Consider the following 24,742-nt stretch of genomic DNA (forward strand, 5'->3'; position numbering starts at 1 on the left):
GCCGCCGCCGCCCCGTCGCCGAAGAGTGCGGCCACCTCCGGCGCGTCCCGCCACGGCAGCGCGCGCGAAGCCACTTCGGCGGAGAAGACCAATGCCGTCTCGCATTGCCCGGCCTCGATCATGCGGCCTGCCGTCTCGAAGGCCGTGAGGAAGCCGAGGCAGGTGCTGTTGACGTCGAAAGCGGCGGCCGAACCGTCGGCAAGACCGAGGTGCTGCATCACCAGCGGCGCGGTCGCCGGCAGCGGCTGATAAGGCACGCCGCAGCCGCCAATGATCAGGTCGACGGCCTCGGCTTCGAGCCCGGCATCTTCAAGCGCAAGACAGGCAGCGGCACAGGCAAGGTCGATCTGCGATTCGGCGTCGCAGACATAGCGCTCAACGACACCGGTGGCCGCTTCGAGCGCGCCCTGGCCGAGGCCCAGCCTCTCCTCCAGCGCGCGAGTCGAGATGCACTCTGCCGGCACCGCCCTGCCGGTTCCGACGATCCTGATCCGCATCCTCCCCCCGCCGCGTAAGCTTGCGTCTATCTAAACCAAAAAGCGGCGATGTTCGCAAAGTTCACTAGCGGCAATCGTCTGGCTCTCCCGGAGAAACCGCGTCACCGTGTCCATGAATTCCACCGGGCGTTCGACATTGAGCAGATGGACGCCGGGAAGCAGCACAAGCTCGGCGCCGGGAATTGCCGCCGCGATCGCCTCGCTGTGGCTGGCGAGTGTGACCTTGTCGTCAACACCGCCGATCACCAGCGTGGGCGCGGTGATAAGGGAAATCGGGCGGCGCAGGTCGGCGTCGCGCACGGCAGCGAAGCATCCCGCGAGCCCTTGCGGCGACATGGCAAGGATCGCGGCGTGGAATTCCGCGACCGTCTTGTTCTTGCCGGCAAGCATCGAGGCCGGGAACCAATTGCGCATGAACATGTCCGCTGTGGCCGACAGGTCGCTTGCCGCAAGCACATTGCGGATCTGCTCGTCGAAATAGGACGCCGGCCCCAGATGCGGCGAGGTGTTGGAGAGGATCAGGCGCTCGATGCGTTCCGGCGCGTGGATGCCCAGCCACTGGCCGACGAAGCCGCCCAGCGACAGTCCGAGGAAATGCACGCGGGCGAGCCCGAGGAAATCGAGCAGTTCGAGAACGTCGCGGCCCAGTCGGTCGAGCGAATAGGCGCCGGCTGGCGCGTCGGAACCGCCTTGGCCGCGAAAATCGTGGCGCAGCACCCGGAAGGATTTGGCGAGTTCAGGAACTTGGCCGTCCCACATGTGCAGCGTCGTGGCGATGGAATTCGACAGCGCAAGCACGGGCCGGTCTTCCGGGCCGTCGAGCCGGTAGGCGATGCGGACGCCATCGCCCGCCGTGAAATGAAGCGTTTCGGTCATTTTGGCCCTCACCTGATCTGGCGGGAGGTCGTCCCGCGTCGTTTCGATGAGAAAGTTAGGTCTGGTTACCTTCGAGGAAAATTACTATGATTTGACAATCTCTGTAGGAAATCACGACAATGCATGATTTGAAGCTCCACGATCTGAGGTGCTTCGACGCTGTGGCGAGCGAGGGCAGTTTTCAGGCCGCCGCGCTTGTCCTGAGCCGGACGCATCCTTCCGTCTTCGCCGCGGTCGCACGACTGGAAGAGCAGGTCGGCCTCACCCTGCTCGACCGCAGCGGATATCGGGTGAGCCTGACAGATGAAGGCCGCCAGTTCCATGCGCGCGCCCGGCTGGCGCTGCGCGAGCTCGAACATCTCCAGAGTTACGCGGCGCAGTTGGCGAACGGCGAGGAAACCATCCTGCGTGTCGTGATGGGCGATGTCTGCCCGAGACCGCGGATACTCGGCCTGCTCAGCCGCTTCTTCGCCGAACGGCCCCGCACGCGCCTGCATCTTGACTATGAGGCGATCAGTGGACCGGTTGAACGGCTGATGGATGCCGAGGCCGATCTCATCTTCCATCGCGCCAATCCGTCCGATCCGCGTCTCGAGCGGATCGATCTGTGCAAGGTGGCCTTCGTGCCGGTGGTGGCGCCTGGGTTCCTGCCCTTCCAAGACGCGCGTCAGATCACGCCGGAGGCGATGCGTCCGTTCACCCAGTGCGTGATCCGGGACACGGCGCGGCGTCCGTCGACCGAGAATTTTTTCGTCCTCGACGGCGCGCATTCCTGCTCGACGCCGGATCACATGATGAAGAAGGAGCTGATCTTGCACGGGCTGGCCTGGGGCCACCTACCTGCGTGGCTGATCGAGGATGAATTGCGCGACGGGCGGCTGATCTCAATCGCCGGCAGGCACATTCCCGGCCGTACCGAGACCGTTGCCGCGGTGCGCCGGCGCGACCGGCCGCATGGGTCGGTGGCCGAAGCGCTGTGGCGTTATCTTGAGACACAGGGACGGGATGCGCCCTGAATGATAGACGCGACGATTCTCACGCCTTGCGCTCCCATCGCCGGTCGGGCGTCTGCTGCCAGTAGGTCACGGCGTGGCCGGCTTCCTTCATCGTCTTCCAGTGGCCGCGCGCGCCTTCGAGCTGTGCCGCGTCATGGCCATCGAACAGGAAGACCGCCCGCTCGTAGCCGGAAAGCTCGGGCGGCACGGCACCGTCGACGAGGAAACGTATCTGGGCTGAATTCGCGTTGCCTTCCCCGGTGGTGAGCAGGATCGGCTGCTCGGCCGGATAGGCTTCGCGGTCGGTGGCATGCGCCAGGAAGGAATCGTCGCGAAAGGTCCACAGATGCTGGTCGAGCGCGTCGCGCCGCTCTTCGGTTCCGGTCTGCACCACGGCGCGCCAGCCGCGTTCGACGCTGCGTTCGAGGAGGCCCGGCAGCGCCTCTTCCAGCGTCGATTCCGTCAGATGATAGAACAGGATGTCGGCCACCTCGAAAGCCTATCCTTCGTAATGATCGCGCACCAGCCTGTCGAGCAGCCTGACGCCGAAGCCCGAGCCCCAGGACTGGTTGATCTCGCTCGCCGGCGCGCCCATCGCCGTGCCGGCGATGTCGAGATGCGCCCAGGGCGTGTCCTTGACGAAACGCTGCAGGAACTGCGCGGCGATGATGGCGCCGCCATAGCGGCCGCCGATATTCTTCATGTCGGCGTTCTTGGAATCGATCAGCTTGTCGTATTCGGCCCCTAACGGCATGCGCCACACACGCTCCTGCGTCGCCTGTCCGGCGCCGAAGAGCCTGCCCGCCAGCTCGTCATTGTTGGAGAACAGGCCAGCATAGTGCTGGCCGAGCGCCACCATGATGGCGCCGGTCAGCGTCGCCAGGTTGACCAAGAACTTCGGCTTGAAGCGGTCGTTGGCGTACCAGAGTGCATCGGCCAGCACCAGGCGCCCTTCCGCGTCGGTGTTGAGCACCTCGATGGTCTGGCCCGACATCGAGGTGACGATGTCGCCCGGGCGCTGCGCGTGGCCGTCGACGGCGTTCTCGACAAGGCCGATGACGCCGACGACATTGGCCTTGGCCTTGCGCGCGGCCAGCGCATGGATCAGGCCGGTGACGGCGGCGGCACCCCCCATGTCGCCCTTCATGTCCTCCATGCCCGAGGCCGGCTTCATCGAATTGCCGCCGGTGTCGAAGGTGACGCCCTTGCCGATGAAGGCGATCGGCGCGTCCTTGGCCTTGCCGCCCCTCCATTGCATGACGGCCATGCGGGCACCGCGCGGCGACCCCTGCGCGACGCCAAGCAGCGAACCCATGCCGAGCTTCTTCATCTCCTTCTCGGTGAGGACCTCGACCTCGACGCCGAGGGCTTCCAGCTCCTTCGCGCGAGCGGCGAACTCTACCGGCCCAAGCGCATTGGCCGGCTCGTTGACGAGATCGCGCGCAAGCAGCACGCCGTCGATAACGGCCTCTTCGCCAGCGAAAGCCTTCTTGGCGGCGGACGGGTCGGCGCAGTGGATGGTTATCTTGGCCGGCTTCGCCGCTTCGGCTTTTTTGGTCTCCGCCCCCTTGGCGTTGGATTGGCCCTCTTCCTTGTCCTTCCTGGTCTTGTACTTGTCGAAGCCGTAGCTGCGCAGGAGGATGCCGGCGGCAAGGTTCGCCGCCTGCCTGCCATCCGGCTGGAGCTCGGGCAGGTCGAGGATAACCGCGACTTCCGCAGCCTTGCGCAGCGCGGTGGCTACCGCGCCGCCGAGCCTCAGCCAGGCGTAGTCGTCGAGGCTTGCGACCTTGCCGGCGCCGATCGCCACCAGCCGGTCGACAGATGTTCCTTCCGGCGCCAGCACTTCCACCGTGCTGGCGAACTTACCGGAGAAATCGGCGACCGGAAACGCGCGCGCCAATGCGCCGGCCGGGTCGCAGGCCTTCGCGGCATCGCCAAGACCGCCGCCCTCGGCCGCAAGCACGAAGACGCTGCCTTTTTTGGGCGCGGCAAATTTAGCGAAGGCAATCGAAGGTCTCGAAGTCATCAGATCCTGCTTTCGGGGTGAGGCGCCGCGAACCGGCTTTCAAAGCGTGCGCGACATTTGGTCGTTTTCGGCCATTTGGCAAGACTTTGGCCGAAATCGCTGTCTATATCGGCGCTGCAACCACCGAAGGATTCGTCGCGGCAAGACATAAGCTTCCTACCGCAACCTCTTGTTAACCATCAATGTTTTGCATTTCTTATCCATTGACGCGGACACTCCGCCGCGCCGGGGCGCATGGTGTGGAGCGACAAACCAGGATGAGCCGCCCATGGACCCGGTTGTGCGGGCGTCACCGGATGACTACCTTGTCGGCGGGCATGATGCCGTTCGGCACAATCGAGAAAAGCCTTCATGAAGGTCGTTGAACGCTACATCATGCGTCGCACCACCGCTATGTTCCTGGCGGCGCTGGTGTGGACACTGGCGATCGTGTGGACGACGCAGGTGCTCGCCAAGATCGACCTCGTCACCGACAGCGGCCAGTCGGCGCTGACCTTCTTCGAAGTCGCGGCCCTGATCATCCCTTCGATCATTCCGATCGTGGTGCCGTTCGCGCTGGTGGTCGCGGTGGCGCAGACGCTGAGCGCCATGAACACAGATTCGGAGCTGGCGGTGATCAACGCCGCCGGCGCCTCGCGCTGGACGATCGCCCGACCGATCCTTTTGCTCGCGCTGGCGGCCAGCGTCTTTTCCTTCGCCGTCGACAACGGGGTCGATCCCTACGCCAGGCAGAAGAACCGGCAGCTGGTGGCGGCCTCTCGCGCCGACCTTCTGTCGCTGATCATCCAGGAAGGCACGTTCCGCAGAATAGACGACGGCCTGTTCCTGCAAATCGGCGAGCGGCTCCCCGACAATAGGCTCGGCGGCATCTTCGTCGCCGATTCGCGCGAGGAAGGCGCCAACCTCACCTATTACGCCAAGACCGGCAGCATCGTCGAAAAAGGCGACGAGAAGGTGCTGATGATGAATGACGGCGTCATCAACCGCAAATCGGTCACCGGCGACCTTTCCGTCATCCGCTTCACCTCCTACGCCTTCGACCTGTCGGCCTTCATGTCGGCGGCGAACGAGATCACGCTGCTGCCCAAGGACCGGACGACGCCATACCTGCTCAACCCGGATCCCAACGACAGGATGTACCAGCGCCAGCCCGGCAGCTACACGGCCGAGCTCAATCAGCGCTTCTCCGAATGGTCCTATTCGCTGGTCTTCGCGCTGATCGCGCTTGCCGTCGCAGGCGACGCGCGCTCGCACCGCGAGGCGCGCATCCATCCGCTGATCACGGCAATCGCAATCGCCCTTTTCGTGCGCTGGCTTGGTTTCTTCGCCGCCGGCAAGGCCGACAAGGTCTGGTATTACGCCTATATGGTCTACGCCGTGCCGATCGTGGCGTCGGCGGTCTCCATCTGGTTCATCGTCTCCTCGCGCAGCATGGAACTGCCCACCGCCTGGGCCGACTGGATGACGAATCTCGCCGGCCGCGCCAGCGAGGGCTGGACCGCGCTCAAGCTGTGGTTCGCCCGGCGCGGCACCTCGGGCCAGGGAGCCTGACGATGGGCTGGACGCTGGGCCGCTATTTCTTCTTTCGCTATGTGACGATCACCGTCTGGTTCTTTCTCGGCCTGCTGGCGCTGGTCTTCCTGATCGATTTCACCGAGCTTTCGGGCCGCACGACCGGACTGCCGGGCTTCACCTACAGTACCGCCTTCGCCATATCGGCGCTGAGGATGCCGATGATCATGTTGCAGACGGTGCCGTTCGTCGGGCTGTTCTCGGCGATGGCGACGCTGGTGTCGCTCAACCGCCGCTACGAGCTGGTCATCGCGCGCTCGGCCGGCGTTTCGGCCTGGCAGTTTCTCTTCCCGTGCTGCGTCGGCGCGCTGATGTTCGGCCTGCTTTCTGTCGGCGTGCTCAACCCGATCGCCGCGCATGGCTTTTCCTGGTCCGAGCAGATGGAAAACCAGCTGCGGGCCGGCAAGTCGAACGCCGTCCCGGAGGACACGACGCCGTGGCTGAGGCAAAAGACCAGCTCCGGCGACACCATAATCGGCGCCCGCGCCATCCTCAACCAGGGCCTGGAGATGGCGGACGCGGTGTTCTTCGTCCTCGATCAGGAGGGCAACATCGTCGAGCGCAAAGACGCCGCGCACGCCTTCCTGCGCGACGGCTACTGGGAATTGCAGGACGTCAAAGTGTTCAAGGACGGCAACATCCGCCCCGAGCCTTCCGACCGCGTGCCCACCAACCTCAAGCCGGAATTCGTGCAGGAACGCCTGGCGCGCCCGGAAACCATCCCGTTCTACGAGCTGCCGGCCAAGATCGAGGTTGCCCGCTCCTTCGGCCTCAAGGCAAATGCCTTCGCCATGCAGTTTGATTCGCTGGTGGCGCTGCCGTTCCTCCTCATCGCCATGACGCTGATTGCGGCAACAGTTTCAATGCGATTTGCGCGGATGGGGCAGTCGGCGACGATGATTCTGGGTGGCGTCCTGGCCGGCTTTCTGCTTTATGTCGTTTCGGTACTGGTCAAGGCATTCGGGGTCGCCGGATTCGTGCCTACAATGGTGGCTGCATGGGTTCCGGTTGTCGTGGCTATGTTCTTCGGGGTGACTTTTCTGCTATACAAGGAAGACGGCTAGTGAGGGAGGCTGGTTTGCGCAGCCATAGGCAGGCCGGTTTGGCACGCCTTTATGGGGCGACCGCTTTGGCATGTCTGTTCGCCTGCGTGGTACCGGCGGTACCGGCGCTGGCGCAGACTATCACCGCGAAGCCTGTTCCCTCCGGCACGCAGATGCTGCTGGCCGCCGATACGCTTATCTATGACAACGACAAGCACACGGTGACCGCCGTCGGCGGCGTGCAGATCGACTACGGCGGCAACAAGCTCGTCGCCCAGCGCGTGGTGTACAATCGCGACACCAAGCGCCTCGTCGCCAGCGGCGCGGTCGAGCTCATCAACAGCGACGGCACCAAGATCAACTCCGACCATATCGACATCACCGACGACTTCGCCGACGGCTTCGTCAACGCGCTGCGCGTCGAGACGGTCGAGAAGGCCTATTTCGCCGCCGAAAGCGCCGAGCGCATGGGCGGCGTGCTGACGACGTTCCACAACGGCATCTACACCGCTTGCGAGCCCTGCGAGGACAAACCCGACTCGGCGCCTACATGGCGCGTCAAGGCGAGAAAGATCATCTGGAACGGCGAGAAGAAGACGGTTCGCTTCGAGAACGCGAATTTCGAGTTTTTCGGCTTCCCGCTCGCCTATCTGCCGGCCTTCGAGATCGCCGACCCGACGGTCAAGCGCAAGAGCGGCTTCCTGATCCCGGGCATCGTCTACAACAACCACCTCGGCGTCGGCCTCAAAGTTCCCTATTATTTCGCGCTCTCGCCGACCTATGATCTGACCGTCACCGGCAGCGGCTACACCAAGCAGGGCTTCCTCGGCGAGGCCGAATGGCGCCAGCGCTTCAACAATGGCGAATACAGCCTGAAGATCGCCGGCATCAATCAGCAGGATCCCGACGCCTTCATCGGCACGGGCAATCGCTTCACCGTCGATTCGGGAGAGCAAAACGATCCGAACAAGTTCCGCGGCATGATGGGCACCAAGGGCCAGTTCGCCATTAACGAGCGCTGGAACTTCGGCTGGGATGTGCTGCTGCAGACCGACAAGAATTTCTCGCGCACCTACAACATCGACGGCTACAACGAACTCGTTCACCAATCGTCGATCTATCTGACGGGCCTGAGCGACCGCAATTATTTCGACGTCCGGGCGATGCGCTTCGAGGTGCAGGAAGACACCCTCTCCAGCGATCCGACGGCGCGCTCCGCCAAGCAGCCCTGGGTGCTGCCGTCATTCGACTACGCCTATATCCCCGACATGGCGGTGGCTGGCGGCCAGCTGTCGCTCAACGTCAATGCGCGCGTCATCAGCCGCGACCGGCTTGACGCAGTGCTGGCCGATAACGCCATCCCCACTTCCATCAACAACGTGCGCGGCCTCGAGGGCCAATCGAGCCGGTTGACGGCCGAAGCCGAATGGAAGCGCACCTTCACCACCGATGGCGGCCTGCAACTGACGCCGTTGCTCGCGCTGCGCGGTGACACCGGATACAGCTCGGAGACCGCCGGCTCACTGGCCGCGGTCAACCAAATGGCGGCGAATCTCGGCGAGGACGTCGACATGCGCTCCTCGCTCGCCCGCTACATGGCCACGCTGGGCCTGGAGGCGCGCTGGCCGCTCCTGTTCTCGATGTCGAACTCCAGCCACGTCCTGGAGCCGACGGCACAGATCTTCGTGCGCCCGAACGAACAATATGTCGGGGGGCTGGCCATTCCGAACGAGGACGCGCAGAGTTTCGTCTTCGACGCCACCACGCTGTTCGAGCGCGACAAGTTCTCCGGCTACGATCGCATCGAAGGCGGCACGCGCGCCAATGTCGGGTTCCGCTATTCGGGCGCCTATGAAAACGGCTGGGGCACCAACGCCATCTTCGGCCAATCCTATCAGTTGGGCGGCGAGAACTCGTTCGACGCTCCGGACCTCGTCAATGTCGGTGCCTATTCGGGCCTGCAGACCGCGAAATCCGACTATGTCGGCCTCATCGGCTTCAACAGCCCGAGCGGCTTCTCCGGCTCGCTCAGCGGCCGTTTCGACGAGCAGAGCTTCGAGGTCAGGCGCGCGGAGATCAAGGCCGCCTATTCCGGCCTGCCCGTTTCGCTCAGCGCCAAATATGCCTTCATCCAGGCGCAGCCGCTCTACGGCTTCACCACGGACCGCCACGAGGTCACGCTCGGCGCCTCGACGCATCTGGCCGAGAACTGGCGGGTCTTCGGCACCGGCACCTACGATCTAGAGACAAGCGTCCTGGTCAAAGACGGCGTCGGCTTCGCCTACAACGATTCCTGCTTCACCTATGTGATGACGTTCTCGCAGACGCGCGATACGGTCACCAAGCAGGTGTCGCAGAATATCGGTTTCAACCTGTCGTTCCGCACGCTCGGCGATTTCGGCTCGTCGACCGCCGCCGTCGACACGATCCAGTAAGCGGCGGCAGGCGCGTCGATTTGGCGTGCCGGAAAGCCGCAGGCTTGATTTGACGAGCGAACCTTCGAAAATGGGGCCGATTCTCGGGGTCATGCGCCGGCGACATTGTTTCGCCGCATAGGGCGGGCAAGGGGTCGACCGCATAGCGCAAGCGTTCGGAGGACGTGCGGCGCCGTCTTGGCGGATAGGAATTGGGAAGGTGAGATGAGGAAATACCTGTTTTCGGCAGGATTCGCGCTGCTGGTGGCGGCGACCTCGGTTTCGATCGCGGCGATGACGCCGCCGGCGTTCGCCAGCCAGATCAAATATGTCGTCAACAACATACCGATCACCACCGGCGACATTGCGCACCGTGCCGCATTTTTCAAACTGCAGCGCAAGAAGGGCGATGCGGCGCAGGAAATGATCAACCAGACCCTGCGCCTGGCCGAGGCCAGGCGGCTCGGCATCCGCATCACCGACCAGCAGGTCGATGCCGCCTATCAGCGTTTTGCCTCCAACAACAAGATGCCGCTGGCGAAGCTCGACGCCATCATGGCGCAGTCGGGCGTCACCAAGGAGCATTTCAAGGAGTTCATCCGCGCGCAGATGGCCTGGAACCAGGCGCTTAGCGCGCGTTACCGCTCCGGTGAGGGCGGCTCGGTGACCGAGCAGGACGCGGTCCGCCGCATGCTCGACAAGGGCGGTTCCAAGCCGACCGCCATGGAATATATGCTGCAGCAGGTGATCTTCGTGGTGCCCGCTTCCGAGCGCGCCGCGACGCTTGCCAAGCGCAAGCGCGAGGCCGACGCCATGCGTGCCCGCTTCAACGGCTGCAACACCACGCGCGAATTCGCCAAGGGGCTGATCGACGTCACGGTGCGGGATCTCGGCCGCGTACTGGCGCCGCAATTGCCGTCGGACTGGGCAGAGCAGATCAAGGCGACCAAGGTCGGCGGCGCGACGCCGACGCGCGAGACCGAACGCGGCGTCGAGTTCATCGGCATCTGTTCCTCGCGCGAGGTTTCCGACGACAAGGCCGCTCAGATGGTGTTCCAGGCCGAAGGCGGCAGCAACGACAAGGACGCTGACGAGCTCAGCAAGAAATATGTCGACGAACTGCGCAAAAAGGCCACCATCGTCGAACGCTAGAGCGTCTCAGCTTTTCACCGAGACGCTGACCCGCTCTAAGTGTTTGTTTTCACGCAATTCCGGACGGAAGACCGTTGCACACTTTCCTGGAATTGCTTTAGGGCGACGGAGTTTCGGCGCGTGACAGAACAAGGCTCGATCCTGGCGTCCTGCCCCGGAGCAAATCAGACATCGCGCGGGACGCCATGAGCGCGCGCAGGAACGATGTGCCGCTGGCGCTCAGCGTCGGCGATCCATCCGGCATCGGGCCCGAGATCGCCATCGCCGCCTGGCAGGCGGGCGACAGCGCCGGCGTTCCGCCTTTCTACCTGCTCGCCGACCCGGCCCTGATTGCGGCGCGTGCGCGCGAAATCGGCGCAACGATAGCAATCATGGAGACCTTGCCGGAGCAAGCGGCGCATCACTTTTCCCGCGCGCTGCCCGTAGTTCCGCTCTACGCCCGCCATCTGGACAGTCCCGGAAAGCCGAATCCGGCCAATGCAGCGGGCACCATCGAGGCGATCGACCGCGCCGTCGCCGACTGCCTCGCCGGCCAGGCCGCCGCGGTGGTCACCTGTCCCATCGCCAAGAAACCGCTCTACGACGCCGGCTTCCGCTTTCCCGGCCACACCGAATACCTGGCGCATCTGGCCTCGCGCCACACCGGCGCAGAGGTGACGCCGGTGATGCTGCTTGCCGGACCCGAACTGCGCACCGTTCCGGTCACCATCCACATCGCGCTTGCCGAGGTGCCGAGGGTCCTGACGAGCGAGCTGATCGTCGCTACGGCCCGCATCACCGCCGCCGACCTCCAGAGCCGCTTCGGCATTGCGCGGCCCAGGCTCGCCATTGCCGGTCTCAACCCGCATGCCGGCGAAGGCGGCACAATGGGCTCGGAAGATCTTTCCATCGTGCTGCCGGCCGTCGAGGCGCTCAAGGCCGAGGGCATCGACGCTGTCGGGCCGCTGCCGGCCGACACCATGTTCCATCCGCAGGCGCGCGCCGGTTATGACGCAGCACTTTGCATGTATCACGACCAGGCGCTGATCCCGGCCAAGACACTGGCCTTCGACGAGGCCGTCAATGTGACGCTCGGCCTACCCTTCATCCGCACCTCGCCGGACCACGGCACGGCCTTCGACATCGCCGGCAAGGCCATTGCGCGCGCCGACAGCCTGATCGCGGCGCTGAGGCTCGCGCGCCGGTTGGCCGACAGCGGCCGCCAGGCCGCAGCCGCATGAGGCTCGATTGAGCGGGGGGCGCGTGAACATCGACGGATTGCCGCCGCTGCGCGAGGTGATCGAGCGCCACGGCCTGCAGGCGAAGAAGGCGCTGGGCCAGAACTTCCTGCTCGACCTCAACCTGACGAGCAAGATCGCACGCACGGCCGGCGAACTTGGTGAGGCAACGGTGATCGAGGTCGGCCCCGGCCCCGGCGGGCTGACCCGAGCGCTGCTCTTCAACGGCGCCAAGCGCGTTATCGCCATCGAGCGTGACGAGCGCTGCCTGGAAGCGCTGGCGGAGGTGTCCAGCCATTATCCCGGCCGGCTCGAGGTCATTCCCGGCGACGCGCTGAAGACGGATTTCGCCGCGCTTGCCCGCACGGCGGATGGCGGCCCCGTGAAGATCGCCGCCAACCTGCCCTACAACATCGGCACGGAGCTTCTGATCCGCTGGCTGACGATGGCCGAATGGCCGCCCTTCTATCAATCGATGACGCTGATGTTCCAACGCGAGGTGGCCGAGCGCATTACCGCCGGCCCAGGCAGCGATGCCTATGGCCGGCTCGGCGTGCTGGCCGGCTGGCGCACCGAGGCAAAGATCGCCTTCGACGTGCCGCCGCAGGCTTTTACGCCGCCGCCCAAGGTCACGTCCTCGGTGGTGCATCTGGTGCCGCGCGCTTCCCCCCTGCCCACCGACGGCAAGCGGCTGGGCCGCGTCACCGAAGCCGCCTTCGGCCAGCGCCGCAAGATGCTGCGGCAAAGCGTGAAAAGCCTCGGCGGCGAAGCCCTGCTCAGCCGCGCCGGCATCGACCCAACGCGCCGCGCCGAGACGCTCAGCGTGGAGGAGTTCGTAAGGTTGACGAACGCGGTGTGAAGCGCGCCCTGCCCTGAGACATCGCGCTTCTGTCTTCGAGTGGCATCCCGACCCCTCTCGCAAAAGCGCAAAACTGTTTGCGATGTCCTCGCACACCGTTCGCGATGTCTCCGGTCCTCTGTGGAGAAGAAGGGCTGGGCGGTTGCGCGTCACCAAACTGCTTCATATTTGCAACCGCTTTGATCTTGCAATCACTTATGCTAGGATCGATGTCGGCAGTTCGCTGCGGATCGATTTTCATGCGGTATGAAGCCGACTGAATTGCCGCCGTACAGCGGTGACCGGACTCCGCCGAGAGAACCACGCCGCGCATAGCGTTTCTGCCTAGAGAGGCTCTCGGATGAGGCTCGACCAAATGGCTTTTGTTGGCGGACAGGTCGGCGTCAGCGCCAAATGTCAAACGGCGGAAAACGACGTGAATGCCGATGAGATCAGATATTGGACGGAGATATGCGGACCCGAGTGGGTCCGGCTCCAATCGGCTCTGGAACGCGAGTTGGGGCCTCTCGGAGACCGGGCTATCGACGCATTGGACCCGCGTGACGGTGAAAGGCTGGTCGATGTTGGTTGCGGATGCGGGCACACGAGCTGCGCCTTGGCGCAAGCGGTCGGCCCGTCGGGAGCGGTGCTCGGCGTCGACGTGTCCGGTCCCATGCTCGCGGTGGCACGTCGTCATGCCAGGGAAATGAAGCTGAGCAATGTCCGCTTCATTGAAGCCGATGCTCAGTCCTTAGACTTTGGCCCGGAAGGATACGACGGCGTTTTTTCCCGCTTCGGCACCATGTTCTTCGATAACGCTGTCGCGGCATTTTCCAACCTCTGCCGCGCCCTCAAGCCTGGAGGGCGTCTGTCGTTCGTCTGCTGGCGGCCACGAGAAGAGATTGAGTGGGTGACTGTGCCGCTAAAAGCTGCTCTTCGCAGCCTCGGCTTGCCGCCGCCAAATCCATCCACTGCATTCTCGTTTGCCGATCCGGACTATACACATTCGGTCCTGGCTTCCGCCGGGTTCACGAACATCCTCATCACGCCCCTGGACTTGAAGACCGGCGGCAGCTTGGATGAAGTCATGGAGATCATCAAAATCGGCGGTGTCGGCACGATGATCCGAGAGTACCGGGACAGGGCGGATGCCGCGTTTGCCGATGTAAGGTCGGAACTGAGGAAGCACGAGACGCCATGCGGCGTATTCCTCAATGCGGCTACCTGGATTGTCACAGCGCGACGTTCAGTGGTGTAAGCGCCGAAGGCGCGGTCGTCGTTGACGATGATGACGTCGTATTCCTTCCATGCTCGATCTCGACACGGGGGCATTCTTGAGCCTGGTCTCTATGACAGATTCCTCACCGGAATTGGCTCGTGAAAGGCAAGCAATTGCCCGGAAATCGCAGGGGCATGATAGTGTGATCCCATGAAAAAAGCCCAGCCGCCGTCCCTGCGAGCAAAAGTGGTCAGTTCGTTTTGACCAGTGACAAGGGCGAAAAGATCAGTGCCGTCGAAGGCCTCAAATTGTCACGACGCATGAGGGCCATACTAAGGGATAGCCGGGCGCGCGGCCTGAGTGGTGATGAGCGCAGGGCGCTGATCAAGGAACAGGCACGCCGCTCGAAATAGGATTGTGGAGTGGTCTACGCCGCTGAACGAGATCCGCTTTGCTATCCGGGCACGACTGTTCTTCGAAACAAGCTAAATATCGAGAACCAGGCCGAACTCGACGAATTCGAGTTGGCGCTCTTCCTGACCAGAACCGACGAAGAGATGCCGGCCGGCAACCTGGACTACCAGCATTACAAGGCCATTCATCACCACCTGTTCCAAGACGTATATGAATGGGCTGGCGAGGTTCGCATCGGCAAAGGCGGCAATTGGTTCTGCTATCCCGAATATATCGAGCAGGAGATGCGCAGGATCTTCGACGGGCTGATCAAGGACCAGTATCTTCGCGGGCTTAGCATCGAAAACTTCGCGGTTCGCGCGGCCCATGTTTGGCCGAAATTAACGCCGCGCATCCATTCCGAGAAGGCAATGGCCGTACTCAGCTTACCTTCCTGGCGATGCTGATGGAGAACGCAGGATTCTCGTTCAATGCCGATGTCCTTGAGCGCGAGCGTGTCCTGGACGCGATGATCGAGAGCTTTGCGGGCGACGAGGCGCCCCTGGTGCAACTCATCATGTCATCATGGAGATCGGCGGACCTTAGATGAGCAACTGGGGCTAAGCCGTCTTCTCGTCCAGCAATCCCGAGATGAAGTCGAACAGGCCGGGCCGCCTGTCGCGCCGAAGCCGCTCCGCCGTCACTATGGCGCGGACCTCGGCGAAGGCGCGGTCGAGATCGTCGTTGACGATGACGAAGTCGTATTCCTTCCAGTGCTCGATCTCGACGCGGGCGTTCTTCAGCCTGGTCTCGATGACCTGCTCCTGGTCCTCGGCGCGGCGCTTCAGGCGCGCCTTCAATTCCTTCATCGAGGGCGGCAGGATGAAGATCGAGACGATGTCGGCGCGCATCTTCTCCTTGAGCTGCTGGGCGCCCTGCCAATCGATGTCGAACAGCATGTCGCGGCCTTCGGCCAGCGCCGCCTCGGCGGGCTCGCGCGGCGTCGCATAGAAATTGCCGTGCACCTCGGCCCATTCGAGCAGCGCATCGGAATCGCGCAGCCGCTCGAACTCGCGCATGGTGCGGAAATGGTAGTGGACGCCCTCGATCTCCGAGCCTCTGCGCGGCCTGGTGGTGACGGAGACCGACAGCTCCAGACTCGAATCGCTTTCCAGAAGATTGCGCGCGATCGTCGACTTGCCCGCACCCGACGGCGACGACAGCACCAGCATCAGCCCGCGGCGGCGGATGCGGGCCCCCGCATCCCTGGCAGCCGTCGGTTCCTTGGCAACCATCCCCGTCACTCCAGATTCTGAACCTGTTCGCGAAACTGATCGACCACCGCCTTGAGCTCCAGCCCGATCGCGGTGACCGCGGCAGCGTTCGACTTGGAGCACAAGGTATTCGATTCGCGATTGAATTCCTGCGCCAGAAAATCGAGCTTGCGGCCGATGGCGCCGCCACCTTGAAGCAGCGTACGGCCGGATGCGACATGCGTCTTCAGCCGGTCGATCTCCTCGCGGATGTCGGCCTTGGTGGCGAGGAAGGCCGCTTCCTGATGCAGCCGGACCGCGTCGAGATTGGCCGACGCGTCCATCAGCAGACTGACCTGTTCGGCGATGCGCTCGCGGATCGCCGCCGGCTCGCGCGACGGGTCGGCCTCGGCCTTCAGCGTCAGCGCCTCGATGGTGGCAATATGGCCGGACAACAGCATGCGCAGCGCGATCCCCTCGCTCTGCCTTGCCTGCTCCAGCCCGGCAAGCGCCGTGTCCAGCGCCGACAGGATCGCGGCATCGAGGACGGCTCGTTCTTCTTCGGTCTCGACTGTCTCCGGAATGTCGAGCACGCCGCGCAACGCAAGCAGGCCGTCGGCGGTGGCGGGCGCGACACCGAATTGCTCCTGGAGGCGCTTCGCCAATCCCGCCAGGTCCTTCAGGAAAGCCTCGTTGACCACCGGCTGCGCCTGGAGGGCGGCGGCACGGACGACGGTCAGCGTCGCCTGGAAATTGCCGCGCGCGAAGCGCTTCTGCACGGTCTGCCGTACAGCGGGTTCCAGCCGGTCGAAGCCTTGCGGCAGCCTCAGCCTGACCTCGACGCTCTTGCCGTTGACCGATTTCACTTCCCAGGCGATCGACGTGCCGTCGCGTTCAGCAACGGTTCGCGCGAAACCGGTCATGCTCTGCACGTTCATGATGCGTGTCACCCCCTGTCGCAGCCCGGGCGCGACTGCCCGAACATGCGCCCCTTGCAAAACGCCGGACCTCTGGCCAGCGTCGGATGCCCCCTCAAAACATGAATACGGCCCGGCGTCAAAGGAGGCGGGCCAGAACCGGCAATGGCCGCGGCCTACTGGGCGGCGTCGCCATTCTCGCCGCTGTCGCCGGCATCACCGGGATCGGTTCCGGCATTGCCGCCGGTATTGTCATCGGGAGCGGCCGGCGCCGTCGTCTGGCCGGAGGCCTTGGCCGCATCGTCGGCCTGCTTCTTCTGCAGCGCGCGGTAGCGGGCGACGTTCTGGTTGTGCTCTTCCAGCGTCGCGGCAAAGACATGGCCGCCATTGCCGTCGGCGACGAAATAGAGATCGCCGGTCTTCGACGGATTGGCCACCGCCTCCAGCGCCGCGCGGCCCGGATTGGCGATCGGCGTCGGCGGCAGGCCCTTGATCAGATAGGTGTTATAGGGCGTCTGCTTCTCGATATCGGACTGGTAGATCGGCCTGTCGGCCGGTTTGCCCTTGCCGCCGAACAGGCCGTAGATGATGGTCGGGTCCGACTGCAACCGCATACCCTTGGCCAGCCGGTTGAGGAAGACGGCGGCCACGCGCGAGCGCTCGTCGCCCCGGCCTGTCTCCTTCTCAACGATCGAGGCCAGGATGACGAAGTCCTCCATGCTGGCGAGCGGCAGATCGGGCGCGCGATGCGCCCAGACGTCGTCGACCAGCTTCTTCTGATCGGCGACCAGCTTGTCGACCATCTGCTGCCGGGTGGCGCCACGGGTGAAGCGCAGCGTGTCGGTCGCGATGCTGCCCTCGGGCGGCATGGTCGCCGGCATGTCGCCGGTCAGCGCCTCCTGCTCGGCCACGCGCTGCAGCGCCTGCTCGACCGTCAGCCCCTCGGGGATGGTCAGCGAATACATCACCGACTTGCCGCTCTTGAACAGTTCCATGATGTCGCGCATCGAGGCGCGCGGCTTGATGGCGTATTCGCCGGCCTTCAGCGCGGAATCATTGCCGGTGGCGCGCACGCCCAGCCTGAAGATGCGGGCATCGCTGACCAGGCCGCGACGCTCCAGCTGGTCGGCGATCTCCTGCACGCCGGTACTCGGCTTGACCATGAAGGTGTCGCCATTGGCGGACGGACCCGGCTCAACGAAGGCCTGCATGCCGAAATACAGCGCAGCACCCGAGGCGAGCACGAGCAGGATGGCCAATGAAAGGAAGAAATTCAGGAACACGACGACCTGGCTGCGCGACGCGCGCGAGCGTTTCGACGGCGGCGGCGTGCCGGCCTCGGGGCGCAACGCTTCGGCGGCTGTCTTGGGCACGATCGGTCCTTGCGTCTGACGCTGTCCGAATTCCCCACCGCCGCCCGGATTTGTATTCATGGCGCCCTACCGTCTGATCTTGCAACGAATCCCCTAGCCGAAGCGTAGGGACAAATTTGGCAAAAATGACGGCAGGCGGCGGACCTGCCGGTGGGCTGAATGCTCAGCCATTGTAGCGTTGGAAGACGAGCGAGGCGTTGGTGCCGCCGAAGCCGAAGGAGTTCGACAACGCCACATCGATCTGGCGCTGGCGCGGCTTGTTCGGCACGAGATCGATCGCCGTCTCGCGTTCCGGATTGTCGAGGTTGATGGTGGCGGGGGCAATGTTGTCGCGGATGGCGAGGATGGAGAAGATCGCTTCCGCGGCGCCCGCGGCGCCCAGCAGATGGCCGATCGACGACTTGGTCGACGACATCGAGATCTTCGAGGCAGCATTGCCGACCAGCCGCTCGACAGCGCCGAGCTCGATCGTGTCGGCCATGGTCGAGGTGCCGTGCGCATTGATGTAGTCGATATCGGCCGGCGAGAGCTTCGCCCGGTTCAGCGCCGCCGTCATGCAGCGGAAGGCGCCGTCGCCGTCCTCGGCCGGAGCGGTGATATGATAGGCGTCGCCGGTCAGGCCGTAGCCGGTGACCTCGGCATAGATCTTGGCGCCGCGCGCCTTGGCGTGTTCCAGCTCTTCAAGGACGACGACGCCGGCACCCTCGCCCATGACGAAGCCGTCGCGGTCGCGGTCATAGGGGCGCGAAGCGGTCTCGGGCGTATCGTTGCGCTCGGTGGAGAGCGCGCGGCACGCCGCGAACCCTGCCATGGAAAGCCGCGTGATCGGCGCCTCGGCGCCGCCGGCCACCATGATGTCGGCATCGCCCCAGATGATCAGCCGCGCGGCATCGCCGATGGCGTGCGCGCCTGTCGAGCAGGCAGTGACGACCGCATGGTTCGGGCCTTTCAGCCCGTGCCGGATGGAAACCTGGCCGGAAACCAGATTGATGATCTGTCCAGGGATGAAGAACGGGCTGATGCGGCGCGGGCCGCGCTCCTTCAGGATCATCGCGTTCTCGGCGATGCCGTCGATGCCGCCGATGCCGGAACCGATCAGCACGCCGGTGGCGCACTGGTCCTCATGCGTCTCGGGCTTCCAGCCGGAATCGGCCAGCGCCTCGTCGGCGGCCGCGATGCCGTACAGGATGAAGTCGCCGATCTTGCGCAGCTCCTTCGGCTCGAGCACGGCCTCGGGATTGAAGGTGCCGTTGGAGCCGTCGCCGCGCGGAACGACGTGGGCGATCTTGCAGGCAAGGTCGTCCACCTCGAATTCGGTGATGCGGCGGGCGGCGCTGCGGCCGGAAAGCAGTTCCTTCCAGCTGTGCTCGACGCCCGTGCCGAACGGAGAAAGCAGGCCAAGGCCCGTGACGACGACTCGCCTCATCGCAGGTCCTCCCCGGTGATGCCCGCGGAAAGCCTCAGGCCGAGGCCTTGTCGATGTACTTTACGGCATCGCCGACGGTCAGGATGGTCTCGGCGGCGTCGTCCGGAATCTCGACGCCAAACTCTTCTTCGAACGCCATGACGAGTTCGACCGTGTCGAGGCTGTCCGCGCCCAGATCGTCGATGAAGCTCGCCTGCTCCGTCACTTTGTCGGCATCGACGCCGAGATGCTCGATGACGATCTTCTTGACGCGCTCTGCGGTGTCACTCATTTGGGGCCTCGTCTTACGTTGTGTTGTCTTCGTTAGCGGGCGGAATGCCGCTAATCAAGCTGAAAGATGGTCTTGTGGGAAACGCAACGCCACAGGACCGGTTCTTGCCCGAACCGCCGGGTTGCTGGCCGCATTACACGAAAAATGGCGGGCGTCCAAGCCGAAATGGCTGTTTTCACAGCCACCGGACCTTGTTCGGTCAGATCATCGCCATGCCGCCATTGACATGGATGGTCTGGCCGGTGACGTAGGCCGCTTCGTCCGAGGCGAGATAGGCAACCGCCGAAGCGACCTCGGCGCCCGTCCCCATGCGCTTGGTGGGAATCGCCGCCATGATCACTTCCTTCTGCTTGTCGTTGAGCTTGTCGGTCATGGCCGATTCGATGAAGCCTGGAGGCTTTCCGGCATTGAATTCATAGCTTCTAATACACTTATATTCATAGCGAACAAATACCGAACAACCGACGAATCAATTCCAGAAGCAAAAATCGTCACACGTCTTAATTGAACCACAGGGTCTATTGTGGCATAGGAGGTATGTAGGGTGGGTACTTGGCTGTCGGGCTTTCTCATTGAGAGGAATCCCCAAGGACGGGAGTACTGAATGCGCATCCTACCCTTGGCTACTTCGGCCATTATCCTATGCCAATCATTCCTCCCAGGCCCCGCCGTTGCGGCGGTCGCGACAGGCAACATGACGGTTCGCATCACTATCGCCGCCGAATGCAAGGTCCAGACCGCCAGCGATCTGGATTTCGGCTCGAAAGGCGTCATCGATACCAACGTCGACCAAACCAGCACCATCGGCGTGCAATGCACCTCTGGCCAGACCTACAATGTTGGTCTGAGCGCCGGCGCTGGCGCCGGCGCGACGGTTGCTATCCGCAAAATGACCGGGCCAGCGGCTGCGACGGTCAACTACACCCTCTATCGGGATACTGCGCGCACCCTGCTTTGGGGGGAGACGATTGGCACCGACACGGTTGCTGGAACCGGTAACGGTAATGTCCAGAACCTGACCGTCTATGGACGGGTGCCGCCGCAGGCAACGCCAGCCGCAGGCGTTTACACGGACACGGTTGCGATCACCGTAACCTACTGACCATTCCGACGGAGGGGACGACATGCGACCCATGCTGTCACGCATTGGTGCCGCGGCACTCTTCTTGCTGTGGGCGAGCGTTTCACAGGCTGCCTCTCTCAGAGTAGCCCCGACCAGTCTGGAGCCGATCGCCCCCGACAGTGCCGCCGTGCTCAATCTGCATAATGATGCCAGGAAGCCGATCAACGTGCAGCTTCGCGTTTTCAAATGGAGCCAGGTGGACGGCGTAGAGCGGCTGGAGCCAACTTCGGATGTGGTCGCCAGCCCGCCATCGACGCAACTCGGGCCGAACGCCGACTATGTCGTTCGCGTCGTTCGCCTGAGTAAAGCTCCAGTACGCTCCGAGGAGAGCTACCGGGTGCTGGTGGACGAATTGCCCGATCCATCGCGCAGAAAGGCCGGCACAGTCACACTGGTGCTTCGCTATTCCGTGCCTGTCTTCTTTCGCAATCCGGATGCGGCTGCGCCCAACGTTTCGTTCAGCCTGTCGCGAGCGCGTGGCGGCCTCGTTCTGACGGCGCGCAACAATGGTGAGAGCCGTCTCAGACTGTCCAACCTCAATCTCACGCAAGGCGGCAGGAAGCTCGGCAGCCGTAGCGGTCTGGTCGGCTACGTTTTGGGCGGCGCCACCATGCAATGGCCGATCGGCAACAGCAGATCGCTGTCCGGAAGCTCTGTCACGCTGAAGGCACAGAGCGACTTTGGACCATTCAATGCCCCAGTTTCGACCAAAGGGCAGTAGGATCGCGGTCGTCGTTGCAGGTACTTTTTTTCCTCTCCTGCCGGCGAACGCGCAGGATTCGCGGCCGCAAATTGCCGATCCCGCCCCCGCCCAAACGGAACGCCGCGATCTTTATCTCGAGGTGTTCATCAACGATGCCTCGACAAATCTGATCGGTACCTTCACGCAGTTTCCGGACGGCGGCCTGGCAGCGACCCCGGACGAGCTGGCACAGGTCGGCCTGAAACCGGTGGAGAGCGCCAAAGGCAGCGATGGCCTGATCAGGGTCGATCGGCTCCCCGGCGCGACCTTTCGGATCGATGAGGCAACCCAGCGCCTCTATGTCACGACCACGAACGAGGGGCGCGCCGCTCGCATCGTCGACCTTGGCAGGGGTGAGAAGGAAGACCGGATTCAACCACAGTCCGGCTATGGCGCGGTGCTCAATTATTCGCTCTTCGCGAGCTCCAACCAATTGTTCGAGAAGGACGTCGATCTGTTCCAGGGCATCTCCGGCGGCTTCGACGCGCGACTGTTCAGCCCTTTCGGCACGCTCAGCCAAAACTTCATCGCCGGTTATTCGGATGGCGAATTCGGCGGCTTCACCCGGCTCAACACGACATGGAGCTACTCCGACCCGGAACGGCTGATGACCTATCGGGCGGGGGATTTCATCTCCGGCGGGCTTTCCTGGACGCGGCCCGTCTACCTGGGCGGCATCCAGGCCGAGCGCAACTTCGCGCTACGATCCGATCTGGTCACGCTGCCGCTGCCGTCCTTCGGCGGAAGCGCGGCCGTCCCCTCGACGCTCGAGGTCTACACCCAGAACGTCCGCACCTACACCGGCAACATCCCAGCCGGCCCTTACCAGATCACCAACCTGCCGGTGTTTGCCGGTGCCGGCGAAGCGCAGGTCGTGTTGAGGGACAGTCTCGGTCGCGAGACGACAACCAGGCTCGCCTTCTATACGTCCAGCGACATGCTGGGTAAGGACCTGCTCGATTTCTCGGCGGAAATTGGATTTCCACGGCGCAATTTCGGCATCGAATCCGACGACTATGACAGCCGAGTGTTTGGTGTTGCTACCGCACGCTACGGCCTCACCAACTGGCTGACACTTGAAGCCCATGCCGAGGGCGGCGAGGATCTGATCAATGGCGGAGTGGGCGCCGCCTTTCCCCTCGGCCCTTTGGGCGCGGCTTCGATTGCAGTTGCCGGCAGCCATCATGACGGGCGCACCGGCTCGCTTGTGAACGCGTCGCTGGAGATGAGCTACGAAGGCTGGTCGATCTACGGCCGAATCCAGCGCGCCTTCGGCGACTACGAGGACATCGCCTCGGTGACGGCCGAACCCTCGTTTTCGGACCCCGGCGATTTTCCGATTTTCAGCGCGGGCGTTCCTCGATCGATCGACCAGGTTACTCTGAGCGTTCCAGCGCCGCTCGATTTTTCGAGCCTCAACCTCTCCTACACGCATCTCGAAAGTGCCGACGGCCAGAAGAGCCAGATTGTCGGCCTCTCCTACAGCCAGCAGATATTCAAACGAAGCAGCCTCTATGCGACGGCCTTTACCGACCTTGAGGACAGCGGAAGCTTCGGAGTCTTCGCCGGGATCTCAGTCCCATTCGGTGACGATATCACGGCGTCCACGGGGGTCGAGCAAGGACCTGACGGCCTGAATGTCGTGGCCGACATCGCCAAGTCGGAGCGGCTGGAAGACGGCAGCATTGGCTGGCGGGCACGAACCTCTGAAGGCGACACGCCCAATCGTTCGGCCGCTGCGAGCTACCGCTCGCCCTTCGCCCGCTTCGAAGCCGGCGTCCAACAACGGCAAGGATGTCAGGGCGACCGCGCAAATGGACGGTGCGATCGCGGTGGCAGGCGGCGGGGTCTTTGCAACCAATCGTATCGACGATGCTTTCGCCGTCGTCGAGGTCGGTGCCCCGGATGTCGATGTCCAATTCCAGAACCGGCCGGTTGGAAAGACCAACCGGCAAGGGCGTATTCTGGTCCCTGGCCTCAACTCCTATGAGCCGAACACGGTTTCGATCGATCCCAAAAACCTACCTGTCGATGCGGATGTTCCGGCCACCAAGGAAGTCGTGATGCCGGCCGATCGCAGTGGCGTGGTCGTAAAGTTCGGGGTCTCGGAGGCGCCAGAAGCGGCGCTGGTCACCCTGGTCGACAGCAGCGGCGCTCCGCTGGAGGCCGGTCTGAAAGGTCGTGTCGAAGGCGGCTCGGAAGAATTCGTCATCGGCTATGATGGTCAGGCCTACATTCGTGGCCTCAGTGCCCAGAACGCGGTCATGATCGACCGCCTGGATGGCACCTCATGCCGGGCCGACTTCCCTTATAAGCCCCAACCAGGTCAGCAAGTGACCATCAAGGACGTAGCCTGTCGCTGAAAACAGGAGAAAAAATGCTCCGCACCATTATCCTCTTGCGCATTATCATCCTCTTGGCCATCGCCCCGATTCCATCGCTCGCCTGGGCGCAAAGCTGCGCCTTTGGCGTTTCCAGCATGGACTTCGGCCCGGTCGATACGCTGTTGAGCAGCCAAACCAACTCAACCGCGACAATCAGCATGAATTGCACGGGAACCGCCGGTCAGCGCATCCTGATTTGTCCGAATCTCGGGGCTGGCACCGGAGGCGCATCTTCGGCAACAGCCCGCCAGATGTTGAGTGGCGCCAACGCCCTCAACTATCAGCTTTATTCGGATTCGGCGCGCAGCGTGGTTTGGGGCTCTTATGCCTGGGCTTATTCTTCCCGCCCGCCGCCTTTGGCGCTGACGCCGAATGCCTTGGGCACGGCAACTGGCACTGCCACTATTTACGGCAAGGTGTTTGGTAGCCAGGGAACAGCGCCACCGGGAATCTATCTGTCGACGTTTTCCGGTTCAGATGTCGAGTTCCGCTATCGTTATAATACCGCCAACAGCTGCGACACAGGTGCGGGCACCCTGGCGGCAAGTCCAACCTTCACCATAAATGCGTTGGTCGCTGCCAATTGTCTCGTGTCGACCCATGACATTGATTTCGGATCGACGGGGGCTCTCAGTGCCAATGTCGATACCACCGGCCAGGTTTCGGTCACCTGCACGCCGGCAGCGGCTTACACTGTCTCGCTGAACGGCGGCACGACCGGTTCGCCTCCAGCGGCGCGCAAGATGTCGAAGGGCGCGGAAACCGTGACTTATGGCCTCTACAAGGACGCTGATCGAACTCAGCCCTGGGGGGATGCGGCTGGCAGCACGGTCCCGGGAACCGGAAGCGGTATAGCGCAAAACTTGACCGTCTATGGCCGCGTGCCGCCACAGGCAACCCCGTCAGCCGGCGTCTATACCGATACGGTCGTCGTCACGGTCACCTACTGAGGCATCAGGGCATTGGCGGCAGCCATCGATTCTGCCGTTTGTGAAATGCCGCCGACCGTGT

At 63.5% G+C, this 24,742-nt stretch carries 22 protein-coding genes and 2 pseudogenes; 14 read left to right on the forward strand and 10 right to left on the reverse strand.

Annotation, left to right across the window (positions count from 1 at the left end; all coding sequences use genetic code 11):
• Positions 1-497: 3-oxoacyl-ACP synthase III family protein (locus tag DH10_RS19815; RefSeq protein WP_425515357.1), on the reverse strand; the 497-nt coding region annotated here is incomplete at its 3' end.
• Between the two features lie 30 nt (positions 498-527).
• On the reverse strand, positions 528-1,373 hold the full coding sequence (locus DH10_RS19820) for an alpha/beta fold hydrolase (protein ID WP_192256450.1): 846 nt from the start codon (positions 1,371-1,373) through the stop codon (positions 528-530).
• Between the two features lie 119 nt (positions 1,374-1,492).
• On the opposite strand from DH10_RS19820, the gene DH10_RS19825 reads away from it, so the two are divergent.
• Positions 1,493-2,389 (forward strand): LysR family transcriptional regulator, encoded by an 897-nt coding sequence (locus DH10_RS19825; RefSeq protein WP_192256453.1) that lies wholly within the window; start codon positions 1,493-1,495, stop codon positions 2,387-2,389.
• A 19-nt stretch (positions 2,390-2,408) separates the two neighbouring features.
• Here the strand turns inward: DH10_RS19825 and DH10_RS19830 are convergent, their stop codons facing one another.
• A complete protein-coding gene (locus DH10_RS19830; protein ID WP_192256455.1) occupies positions 2,409-2,858 on the reverse strand; it encodes a DNA polymerase III subunit chi in 450 nt (149 codons plus the stop codon).
• A gap of 9 nt (positions 2,859-2,867) precedes the next feature.
• Positions 2,868-4,394, reverse strand: a complete 1,527-nt coding sequence (locus DH10_RS19835) for a leucyl aminopeptidase (RefSeq protein WP_192256458.1) — start codon at positions 4,392-4,394, stop codon at positions 2,868-2,870.
• Positions 4,395-4,745: 351 nt separating this feature from the next.
• Between DH10_RS19835 and lptF the strand changes: the two genes are divergently transcribed.
• From lptF to DH10_RS37940, 9 genes are all read left to right on the forward strand, one after another.
• On the forward strand, positions 4,746-5,945 hold the full coding sequence (gene lptF / locus DH10_RS19840) for an LPS export ABC transporter permease LptF (RefSeq protein ID WP_192256460.1): 1,200 nt from the start codon (positions 4,746-4,748) through the stop codon (positions 5,943-5,945).
• A gap of 2 nt (positions 5,946-5,947) precedes the next feature.
• Positions 5,948-7,030 carry an LPS export ABC transporter permease LptG gene (gene lptG / locus DH10_RS19845; protein WP_192256462.1) on the forward strand — a complete coding sequence of 361 codons (1,083 nt, stop codon included), beginning with the start codon at positions 5,948-5,950 and terminating at the stop codon, positions 7,028-7,030.
• Positions 7,030-9,444: an LPS-assembly protein LptD gene (locus tag DH10_RS19850; RefSeq protein WP_192256464.1), complete on the forward strand. Its 2,415-nt coding sequence runs from the start codon at positions 7,030-7,032 to the stop codon at positions 9,442-9,444. The genes lptG and DH10_RS19850 overlap by 1 nt, the downstream gene beginning before the upstream one ends.
• Before the next feature lie 204 nt (positions 9,445-9,648).
• Positions 9,649-10,575, forward strand: coding sequence for a peptidylprolyl isomerase (locus DH10_RS19855; RefSeq protein ID WP_192256466.1), 927 nt, complete (start codon positions 9,649-9,651; stop codon positions 10,573-10,575).
• A 185-nt stretch (positions 10,576-10,760) separates the two neighbouring features.
• Positions 10,761-11,795: a 4-hydroxythreonine-4-phosphate dehydrogenase PdxA gene (pdxA, locus tag DH10_RS19860; RefSeq protein WP_192256468.1), complete on the forward strand. Its 1,035-nt coding sequence runs from the start codon at positions 10,761-10,763 to the stop codon at positions 11,793-11,795.
• Positions 11,796-11,817: 22 nt separating this feature from the next.
• Entirely contained in the window at positions 11,818-12,651 is an 834-nt protein-coding gene (gene rsmA, locus DH10_RS19865) for a 16S rRNA (adenine(1518)-N(6)/adenine(1519)-N(6))-dimethyltransferase RsmA (RefSeq protein ID WP_192256540.1), read from the forward strand.
• A 340-nt stretch (positions 12,652-12,991) separates the two neighbouring features.
• Positions 12,992-13,888: a class I SAM-dependent methyltransferase gene (locus tag DH10_RS19870; protein WP_192256470.1), complete on the forward strand. Its 897-nt coding sequence runs from the start codon at positions 12,992-12,994 to the stop codon at positions 13,886-13,888.
• Between the two features lie 383 nt (positions 13,889-14,271).
• Entirely contained in the window at positions 14,272-14,709 is a 438-nt protein-coding gene (locus DH10_RS19875; protein ID WP_312891337.1) for a Fic/DOC family protein, read from the forward strand.
• Positions 14,634-14,852, forward strand: a complete 219-nt coding sequence (locus DH10_RS37940) for a Fic family protein (protein WP_343221584.1) — start codon at positions 14,634-14,636, stop codon at positions 14,850-14,852. Before DH10_RS19875 ends, DH10_RS37940 begins: the two co-directional genes overlap by 76 nt.
• A 10-nt stretch (positions 14,853-14,862) precedes the next feature.
• On the opposite strand, the gene gmk is transcribed toward DH10_RS37940, so the two are convergent.
• The 6 genes and pseudogenes from gmk to DH10_RS19905 all read right to left on the reverse strand — a co-directional run.
• Entirely contained in the window at positions 14,863-15,537 is a 675-nt protein-coding gene (gmk, locus tag DH10_RS19880; RefSeq protein WP_192256472.1) for a guanylate kinase, read from the reverse strand.
• 5 nt (positions 15,538-15,542) lie between these two features.
• Positions 15,543-16,433 carry a YicC/YloC family endoribonuclease gene (locus tag DH10_RS19885; protein ID WP_192256474.1) on the reverse strand — a complete coding sequence of 297 codons (891 nt, stop codon included), beginning with the start codon at positions 16,431-16,433 and terminating at the stop codon, positions 15,543-15,545.
• A gap of 155 nt (positions 16,434-16,588) precedes the next feature.
• Entirely contained in the window at positions 16,589-17,845 is a 1,257-nt protein-coding gene (mltG, locus tag DH10_RS19890; RefSeq protein WP_192256476.1) for an endolytic transglycosylase MltG, read from the reverse strand.
• Between the two features lie 103 nt (positions 17,846-17,948).
• Positions 17,949-19,211: a beta-ketoacyl-ACP synthase II gene (fabF, locus tag DH10_RS19895; protein ID WP_192256478.1), complete on the reverse strand. Its 1,263-nt coding sequence runs from the start codon at positions 19,209-19,211 to the stop codon at positions 17,949-17,951.
• A 34-nt stretch (positions 19,212-19,245) separates the two neighbouring features.
• The gene (locus DH10_RS19900) at positions 19,246-19,482 is read right to left on the reverse strand and encodes an acyl carrier protein (RefSeq protein WP_006203723.1); all 237 of its coding nucleotides are present in this window, start codon (positions 19,480-19,482) and stop codon (positions 19,246-19,248) included.
• Between the two features lie 199 nt (positions 19,483-19,681).
• Positions 19,682-19,876: pseudogene (locus tag DH10_RS19905) on the reverse strand (SDR family oxidoreductase); the annotation flags it as partial.
• A 210-nt stretch (positions 19,877-20,086) separates the two neighbouring features.
• On the opposite strand from DH10_RS19905, the gene DH10_RS19910 reads away from it, so the two are divergent.
• The 4 genes and pseudogenes from DH10_RS19910 (at position 20,087) to DH10_RS19925 (ending at position 24,681) form a co-directional block, all read left to right on the forward strand.
• Positions 20,087-20,584, forward strand: a complete 498-nt coding sequence (locus tag DH10_RS19910; RefSeq protein WP_192256480.1) for a Csu type fimbrial protein — start codon at positions 20,087-20,089, stop codon at positions 20,582-20,584.
• Between the two features lie 22 nt (positions 20,585-20,606).
• The gene (locus tag DH10_RS19915) at positions 20,607-21,326 is read left to right on the forward strand and encodes a fimbrial biogenesis chaperone (RefSeq protein WP_192256482.1); all 720 of its coding nucleotides are present in this window, start codon (positions 20,607-20,609) and stop codon (positions 21,324-21,326) included.
• Positions 21,298-23,710, forward strand: a pseudogene (locus DH10_RS19920) (fimbria/pilus outer membrane usher protein). Before DH10_RS19915 ends, DH10_RS19920 begins: the two are co-directional and overlap by 29 nt.
• 14 nt (positions 23,711-23,724) lie before the next feature.
• On the forward strand, positions 23,725-24,681 hold the full coding sequence (locus tag DH10_RS19925) for a Csu type fimbrial protein (RefSeq protein ID WP_192256484.1): 957 nt from the start codon (positions 23,725-23,727) through the stop codon (positions 24,679-24,681).
• The last annotated feature ends 61 nt before the right edge of the window (positions 24,682-24,742 follow it).

This window comes from Mesorhizobium silamurunense (assembly GCF_014843825.1).
GTDB classification, from domain to species: Bacteria; Pseudomonadota; Alphaproteobacteria; order Rhizobiales; family Rhizobiaceae; genus Mesorhizobium; species Mesorhizobium silamurunense.